Source organism: Streptomyces katrae, assembly GCF_000966975.1.
Lineage (GTDB): Bacteria > Actinomycetota > Actinomycetes > Streptomycetales > Streptomycetaceae > Streptomyces > Streptomyces katrae.
In genome coordinates this window covers 1-345 of record NZ_JZWV01001213.1, presented here as the reverse complement: position 1 = coordinate 345, position 345 = coordinate 1, and the positions used below count along the sequence as shown (strand labels likewise).

Genomic DNA, 345 nt, shown 5'->3' with positions numbered 1-345 from the left:
ACCTGGCCCTGGCCCGCACCCACGCCGCGGAGGCGCTCGACTTGGACGCCACCGACTGGGCCACCCTCCGCACCCTGGCCGCGGTCGTCCTGGCCGCCCTGGAAGCCCGGGACACCGCCCTGTGCGAACGTCTGCTGTCCGGCTCCCCGCCGGACGCAGCCCACGGCCACCTCCCCTCCCTGCGGCTGCTGATCCGCGGCTCGGCCGCCGCCCTGCGCCAGGACCTGCCGACGGCCCTCGACTGCTACCTCGACTGGGGCCGTACGGCCGAGCGTGCCCACTGGCGCAACCCGGCCGTCGCACCCTGGCGTTCCTGGGTCTCCGCGCTCCACTACCGGATGGGCC

Annotated in this window: 1 pseudogene; it reads left to right on the top strand. The window is 76.2% G+C overall.

The features are described 5' to 3' along the window. Positions 1–345: pseudogene (locus tag VR44_RS35110) on the top strand (hypothetical protein); the annotation flags it as partial.